Raw genomic sequence first — 6,839 nt, 5'->3', positions numbered from 1 at the left:
CCACCACCTTCGCGCCGGAAGGCTGCCTGCAGCATTGTCTGGGCGCCTCGCTGACGCCCGAACCGATGCAGCCCGCCGCAAGGGCCGAGCGCGTCTCGCGGCTCGTCCCGCCTGCGGTTCCGTTGCGGCTGGCGCTGCTTTCCCCCGAACCGGAGGGGCCGCCGCCGCGCATCTGATCTTCGCCACGTTCCCATTCTTGAACCGGAGATCATCATGACCAAACTTTCCCGCCGCACCGTTCTGGCCCTTGTCGCCGGGTGCCTTGCCAGCGCACCGCTGCGCGCCGCCGCGCCAGTGGCGATCACTGTCGTCAAGGATCCCGATTGCGGCTGCTGCGAGGCCTGGATCGATATTCTGCGCGCTGACGGCTTTGCCGTGACGACACAGGTGATCGACTATGACGCGCTGCAGGCGCTCAAGGGGCAAAGCGGCATCCCCGAGCCGATGCGCTCGTGCCACACCGCCCGGGTCGGGGGCTATGTGATCGAGGGCCACGTTCCCCCCGCCGACATCCGCCGACTGCTGGCCGAGCGCCCCGCGGCGCTGGGGCTGGCGGTTCCGGGCATGCCGCTTGGTGCCCCCGGCATGGGCCCCGAGGCTCAGCGCGAGGCCTATGACGTGCATCTGATCACCACCGGCGGGCAATCCCGGGTGTTTGCCCATTACGACGCGGCCTGAACGCCGCCCGGACTGCGGCGCCCTGCGGGTTGACATTCCGGCGGGGCGCCCGATCCTGCGGGCAGGAGGATGCCGCATGACCTTGACCATCGAACGGCCCGGTCTGGGCGAAGCGGCGCGGGTCTGGGCGCGGATCGCGGCGCTCTCCTTTGGCGGACCGGCGGGGCAGATCGCGGTGATGCACCGTGTCCTTGTCGAGGAAAAACGCTGGCTGGGGGACGCCCGGTTCCTGCATGCGCTGAACTTCTGCATGATCTTGCCGGGACCCGAGGCGATGCAGCTGGCCACCTATATCGGCTGGCTGATGCACGGGGCGCGCGGCGCGGTTCTGGCGGGGCTTCTGTTCATCGCACCGGGCGTTGCCGCGCTGATGGCGCTCAGCTGGATCTATGCGCTTTGGGGCGAGGTCGGGCTGGTGGCGGGCCTGTTCTTCGGGCTCAAGGCCGGGGTGCTGGCGATTGTCGCGCAGGCGGTGCTGCGCCTGGCAAGCCGCGCGCTGAAAACCCGGGCGCAACGGGGGCTGGCGGGGGCGGCCTTTGTCGGGCTTTTCGCGCTCGCCCTGCCCTTCCCGCTGATCGTCGCGGCGGCGGCGCTGATCGGCGCGCTTGGCGGCCTGATCGCCCCCAAGGTCTTCGGGCCGGTAGTTTTCACGCCCGGTGGGCAGGATGCGGCGGGCGGCCCGGCGATCGCCGATGCCGAAACGCTTCTGGGTGCGGAACACGACGACCCGACCGGGTCTGCGCGCCGCGCCGCGTTGCGGGCAGGCGCCGTGGCGCTGGCGCTTTGGCTGGTGCCGGTGGCGGCCTTGTGGCTGGCCGCGCCCGAGAGCGTCTTCACCGCGATCGCGCTGTTCTTTTCGAAACTGGCGGTGCTGAGCTTTGGCGGCGCCTATGCGGTGCTGGCCTGGGTGGCGCAGGCGGCGGTCACCGATTTCGGCTGGCTGCGCCCGACCGAGATGCTCGACGGGCTGGGCATGGCGGAAACGACGCCGGGGCCCCTGATCATGGTGCTGCAATTCGTCGGCTTCATGGCGGCCTTTCGCGCCGCGGGCTGGGAGGCATCGCTGCTGGCGGGCAGCCTGGGCGGGCTTTTGGCAAGCTGGGTCACCTTTGCCCCCTGTTTCGCCTGGATCTTGCTGGGCGCGCCCTTCCTCGAGCGGCTGCGCGCCAATCGCCTGCTGGCCGCGGCGCTGGCGGCGGTGACGGCGGCGGTGGTGGGGGTGATCGCCAATCTTGCGCTGTGGTTTGCCCTGCATCTGCTCTGGCGCGGGGTCACGCGGGTCAGCCTCGGCCCGGTCAGCCTTGATCTGCCGCAGATCACCACGCTCGATCTGCCCGCGACGCTGATTGCCGCCCTCGCGATCTGGGCGCTGTTCAGACGCGGCTGGGGCATGGCGGCGGTGCTGGCCGGGTCTGCGGGCCTTGGGCTTCTGGCGCATCTGGCCGGGGTGGCGTGACCGGGCCGCGGGGCAAGGCGCATCATCCCCCTGACAAAGCGACTTTTTCGGTCGGCGTAAATCAGGTGTTAAGACGGCAAACGATAAGCTCTCCCAAATTTCAGCGAGAAGGCTTCATGACCCATCAACGCGATCTCTCCGGCCAGCCCGAGGGCGAGGTCAATTTTCGGTTCGACGATCTTTTCTTTTCGCGCACCGATCCTCGCGGGGTGATTCTGGCGGGCAACGATGTCTTCCAGAAGGTCTCCGGCTTCGCCTGGGCAGAACTTCTGGGCGCCCCCCACAAGATCATCCGTCACCCTGACACGCCCCGGGCGGTGTTCCGCATTCTTTGGGACGCGCTTGGCAACGGCCTTCCGATGGGCGGATATGTGAAGAATCGCGCCCGCAATGGCGATTATTACTGGGTCTTCGCGGTGATCCTGCCGACCGAAGACGGGTTCCTGTCGGTCCGTCTCAAGCCCTCGACGCCGCTTTTTGCGCAGATCCGCGCCGTCTATGCCAAGCTTGCGGCGCGGGAACGCGCCGAGCGCCTTGATCCGGGGGAAAGCGCCCGGATGCTCTGGACGATCATCACCGAGGCGGGCTTCACCAGCTATACCACCTTCATGGCCAGCGCGCTGGGGCAGGAACTGGCCGCGCGCGACCTTCGGCTTGGCCGTCCGGCGGACCCGCGCACCCGGCAGCTGATCGAAGTGAACGAGGCCCTTGAACGGGTGACGCAGGAACAAAAGAAACTGCTGCGCAGTTTCGAATCGCTGCAATCGATCCCGAACAACATGCGCCTTGTCGCCTCGCGGCTGGAACCCTCGGGCGGTCCGGTCTCGGCGATCTCCGAGAATTATCGCGCGTCCAGCCTGGTGATCTCCGACCGGCTGCGCAGTTTCGTCAGCGGCCGGGAGAATCTTTGCGACCGGGTCTCGCGCGAAGTGGCCCGGGCGCTCTTTCTGCTTGGCGCCAATCGGGTGATGGCGGAAATGATCGCGACCTTCCACCATGCGGAGCCGGTCGCCGGACTGGATTGGGAGACCGAGGCCGCGAAGCTGGACGAGGCACGCACCGCCACCCGGCACGACAGCCGCGCCGCGCTGGCGCATGCCGTCAGCCATGCCGAGGAACTGGCCCGATCAAGCGCGGAGATCCGGCGGCTGATGCTGGGTCTTGACACGATCCGCGTGATGGGGCGCGTCGAATGCGGCCGGTTGCGCGAAAACGGCGCGGGGCTGGTGTCCACCATCGATCAGCTTGATCTGTTTCACGCCGAAATCAAGGCCCGGCTGGAGACCATCTTGCGCCTGTCGGAGGACATCGGCGGCGCGATGGGCCGCTTCGTGAAGGGCGATCCCGACCGCTGACAGGCCGGGGTCCGGCGCCGGATCGCGGCGCCGCGATCATCCCGATTGAGCCGCCGCGCCCGCGCCGCTATGAACGATCCGAAACGGGTCGGATCGGATCGGAACAGAACATGGAAGTCGCCGCGGACAGAATCGGCAAGGCCGCCATCATGGCCGCCATCAGCAGCCGGGAAGAGGAAGATCTGATCAAGCAACAGATCCTTGCCCATCCGACCTGGAAGGTGGGCATCACCTATGTCACCGGGCGGCGGTCGGAAATCGAGAAGGGTTTCGTCAAGTCGATCGTCGCCTGTGCGCTCAATGGCGGGGTGATCCACAACCGCCCGGGCGCCGTGCACGGGGTGATCCATGCCGGGCTGGAATGCCTGCAGGGGGTCTCGGCGACGGTGGTGGCCGAATCGAACCTCAAGCTCAAGGTGGCGCTGGTGTCGGACGGCCATTGGGTCGCCGTCGCCGCGCATGGCGAATCGGCCTTTCATCCGACCACGAATCACGAACGCATCGGCTTCGGGGTGATGCATATCTAGACTTCCATGGCTGCATGGCGGCTGTGGCCGGGCCTGCAACCGCGCCGCAATCGCCTGTCGCCATTGACAAAAACGCGAGCCGCAAGCCGCGGGCCAATCCCTGCACCCGAAAGTTGCAAACCCCGGCCGGAAAACCACAAGTCATTGTTTTATTTCTGAATAAATGCAAAACTGCGGCGCGTTGCCGCACCCCCTTGCGCCGTGAAAACGATTTCTGGACAAGCCGAAGCGACGGGCGTAACGATGGCGACATGCTCCGGATCACGGCTTATCACAAGGACGTGAGGCGGGGTTGCCCGACAGGGCCGTGATCCCGTGATGAGCCGTCTGCCCGAGTGGGGCTGCGACGGCTGACGAACCCAAAGCGCCGCGTGAGCTAGTGACATCGGTGTGGCGCATGTCTGACGGTCTCCCCGACCAGATGTAATCTCTGCATTGGCCGTGGAACGCCTGGCGTTCACGAAGCGCCGCGCTGCCGTCAGTTGCGCGGGACGAAACCCATGAAATACGCGTTGCGCAGGCCGCTGGACTGGTTCAGCGACATTGCCTTGTCACCGCAAACCAGCGCCTGGTCGATCGGATCGGCTTTCCTGACCGGGGCGCTGCTTGAAATCTCCACCCATCCCAAACCCGGTCTGGTGACGCCGCGCTCGAACGGCGCGCATCGGGACATGAACCTGCAGACCTTCATGGTCTCCTCGGCGGTGATCGCGCCCTGTCTTTACCAATGCGCGGAAGCCGGGCTTGACCATGCCGGCCCGGCGTTGACGTTGCTGCCCCGGGTGCGGGCCATCGGCGAGATCTACGAAACCCGGCTGCTGGCCGCGACGCGCGGCGTCAACACCCAGCGCGGGCTGCTGTTTTCGGCAGGCGTGCTGGCGGCGGCGGCGGGGCTGGTCGCCCGCAGGGACGCCCTGACCGAGGCGGCGCTTTTCGATACCGCCGCGGCGATGGTCGCCGGGATCTGCGACCGCGAATTGCGCGCCAGGACCGACAGCGATCCGGTGACCGCGGGCGAGAAACTCTTTCGCCAATACGGTGTCCTTGGCATCCGCGGCGAGGCCGAGGCGGGCTATCCCACCGTGCGCAATCACGGCCTGCCCGCCCTGCGCGCGGCGCGTGACAGCGGCGCGACGCTGGCCACCAGCCTCACCCACACGCTGATCGCCCTGATGGCCGAGACCGAGGACACCACCGTCCTGTGGCGCGGCGGCCCGGCGGCGCTGAGCTTCATGCGCCGCGAGGCCCGCGCGATCCTGGCCCTGGGCGGCGCGCTGAGCGCCGAGGGTCTGGCTGCGATCCACGCCCTCGATGCCCGGTTCATCGCCCGTCACATCAGCCCCGGCGGCGCGGCCGATCTTCTGGCCGTCACCCTTGGCGTCGATGCGCTTTCGGGGGGCGAGCTGCCCCCGATCTTCCCCGCGGAGGCCCTGCCCTTCGCCCCCTGCAACCCCTGAGGCACCCATGAACATCATCACCTATGCCGCCTTCAGCTACCTGATCACCGCCGCAATCTCCTTTGCCGTGATCGGCGTGATCGTCGGCATCTCCAAACTCCTCTCCTCTCCCAACGCATCCTGAGGCGCTCACATGCTTGAGACCCTGTTCAACATCTTTCCCGGTATCGGGACACTCTTCATCCAGGACCCGCTGATTTCCTTTGCCCGTCTGGGGTTCATCGGGCTGGGCTTCCTGCTCGCCTATCTGGGCTTCAAGCGCACGCTTGAACCGCTGATCATGGTGCCGATGGGCCTTGGCATGATGGCGGTCAACGCCGGCGTGATGATCCTTGAAGGCGGCCAGGTCGGCACGCTGGTGATCTCGCCGCTGGTGTCCGAGACGAATGCGCTCATGGACATCATGCAGATCAACTTCCTGCAGCCGATCTACAACTTCACCTTCGTCAACTCGCTGGTCGCCTGCATGCTCTTCATGGGCATCGGCACGATGGCGGACATCTCCTTCATCCTTGCCCGGCCCTGGGCCAGCATCGCCGTCGCGGTCTGCGCCGAACTGGGCACCTTCGTGACGCTGGTGATCGGCTATTACTGCGGCCTGACGCCCGGTGAAGCCGCGGCCGTGGGCACGATCGGCGGCGCCGATGGTCCGATGGTGCTCTTTGGCTCGCTGATGATGGCGAAGAACCTCTTCGTGCCGATCTCGATCATCGCCTATCTCTATCTGTCGCTGACCTATGCCGGTTACCCCTACCTTGTGCGCTGGCTGATCAAGGAAGAGCACCGCGCCATCGAGGTGGAGTATGATTTCCCCGATGTCACGCCGCAGGCGAAATTCGTCTTCACCGTGGTTGCCGCCGGTCTTCTGTGCCTGCTGCTGCCCGTCGCCACGCCGCTGATCCTGTCGTTCTTCCTCGGCGTCGCGATCAAGGAAGCGGAAATCGAGCCCTATCAGAAGCTTCTGGAAAATACCGTCACCTATTCCTCGACCCTGCTTCTGGGGCTGGTGCTGGGGGCGCTGTGCGAAGCCAAAACCCTGCTCGATCCGCAAGTCGCGCTTCTGCTGGTCCTTGGCATCACGGCGCTCGCCGTCTCGGCACTGGGCGGCATCGGCGGCGGCTACCTGATCTGGAAACTCTCGAACGGCAATTACAACCCCGTCATTGGTATCGCCGGCGTCTCCTGCATGCCCTCGACCGCGAAGATCGCCCAGAAGGAAGTCTTCGCCGCCAACCCCCACGCCATGATCATGCCGCTCGCCATGGGCGCCTCGATCTGCGGGGTCATCGTCTCGGCCATCGCCGTCGGTGTCTTCGCCTCGACCATCGGTCTGGTCAACTGACCGACCGTCCCTGACCCGCTCACA

Annotated in this window: 6 protein-coding genes; all 6 read left to right on the top strand. The window is 66.4% G+C overall.

The features are described from left to right. The first annotated feature begins 213 nt into the window (after positions 1-213). Entirely contained in the window at positions 214-678 is a 465-nt protein-coding gene (locus tag LY44_RS16850; RefSeq protein WP_055211308.1) for a DUF411 domain-containing protein, read from the top strand. Between the two features lie 76 nt (positions 679-754). Next, complete coding sequence (gene chrA, locus LY44_RS16845) at positions 755-2,134, top strand: chromate efflux transporter (RefSeq protein WP_055211305.1); 1,380 nt, start codon at positions 755-757, stop codon at positions 2,132-2,134. Positions 2,135-2,250: 116 nt separating this feature from the next. Next, positions 2,251-3,489, top strand: a complete 1,239-nt coding sequence (locus LY44_RS16840; RefSeq protein WP_055211303.1) for a PAS domain-containing protein — start codon at positions 2,251-2,253, stop codon at positions 3,487-3,489. Positions 3,490-3,599: 110 nt separating this feature from the next. Then, a complete protein-coding gene (locus LY44_RS16835; RefSeq protein WP_055211301.1) occupies positions 3,600-4,016 on the top strand; it encodes a HutP family protein in 417 nt (138 codons plus the stop codon). A gap of 500 nt (positions 4,017-4,516) precedes the next feature. After that, the gene (mdcB, locus tag LY44_RS16825; protein WP_055211299.1) at positions 4,517-5,473 is read left to right on the top strand and encodes a triphosphoribosyl-dephospho-CoA synthase MdcB; all 957 of its coding nucleotides are present in this window, start codon (positions 4,517-4,519) and stop codon (positions 5,471-5,473) included. A gap of 133 nt (positions 5,474-5,606) precedes the next feature. Further along, positions 5,607-6,815 (top strand): Na+-transporting malonate decarboxylase, carboxybiotin decarboxylase subunit, encoded by a 1,209-nt coding sequence (gene madB / locus LY44_RS16820; RefSeq protein WP_055211297.1) that lies wholly within the window; start codon positions 5,607-5,609, stop codon positions 6,813-6,815. The last annotated feature ends 24 nt before the right edge of the window (positions 6,816-6,839 follow it).

Origin of the sequence: Rhodobacter capsulatus (genome assembly GCF_003254295.1) — a bacterium.
Lineage (GTDB): Bacteria > Pseudomonadota > Alphaproteobacteria > Rhodobacterales > Rhodobacteraceae > Rhodobacter > Rhodobacter capsulatus.
This window is presented reverse-complemented; position numbering and strand designations above follow the sequence as displayed.

Bases quoted from the DNA above. Each gene is read 5' to 3' on its own strand.
- LY44_RS16850 (WP_055211308.1), top strand. From the start codon at position 214: ATGACCAAACTTTCCCGCCGCACCGTTCTGGCCCTTGTCGCCGGGTGC.
- chrA (WP_055211305.1), top strand. From the start codon at position 755: ATGACCTTGACCATCGAACGGCCCGGTCTGGGCGAAGCGGCGCGGGTC.
- LY44_RS16840 (WP_055211303.1), top strand. From the start codon at position 2,251: ATGACCCATCAACGCGATCTCTCCGGCCAGCCCGAGGGCGAGGTCAAT.
- LY44_RS16835 (WP_055211301.1), top strand. From the start codon at position 3,600: ATGGAAGTCGCCGCGGACAGAATCGGCAAGGCCGCCATCATGGCCGCC.
- mdcB (WP_055211299.1), top strand. From the start codon at position 4,517: ATGAAATACGCGTTGCGCAGGCCGCTGGACTGGTTCAGCGACATTGCC.
- madB (WP_055211297.1), top strand. From the start codon at position 5,607: ATGCTTGAGACCCTGTTCAACATCTTTCCCGGTATCGGGACACTCTTC.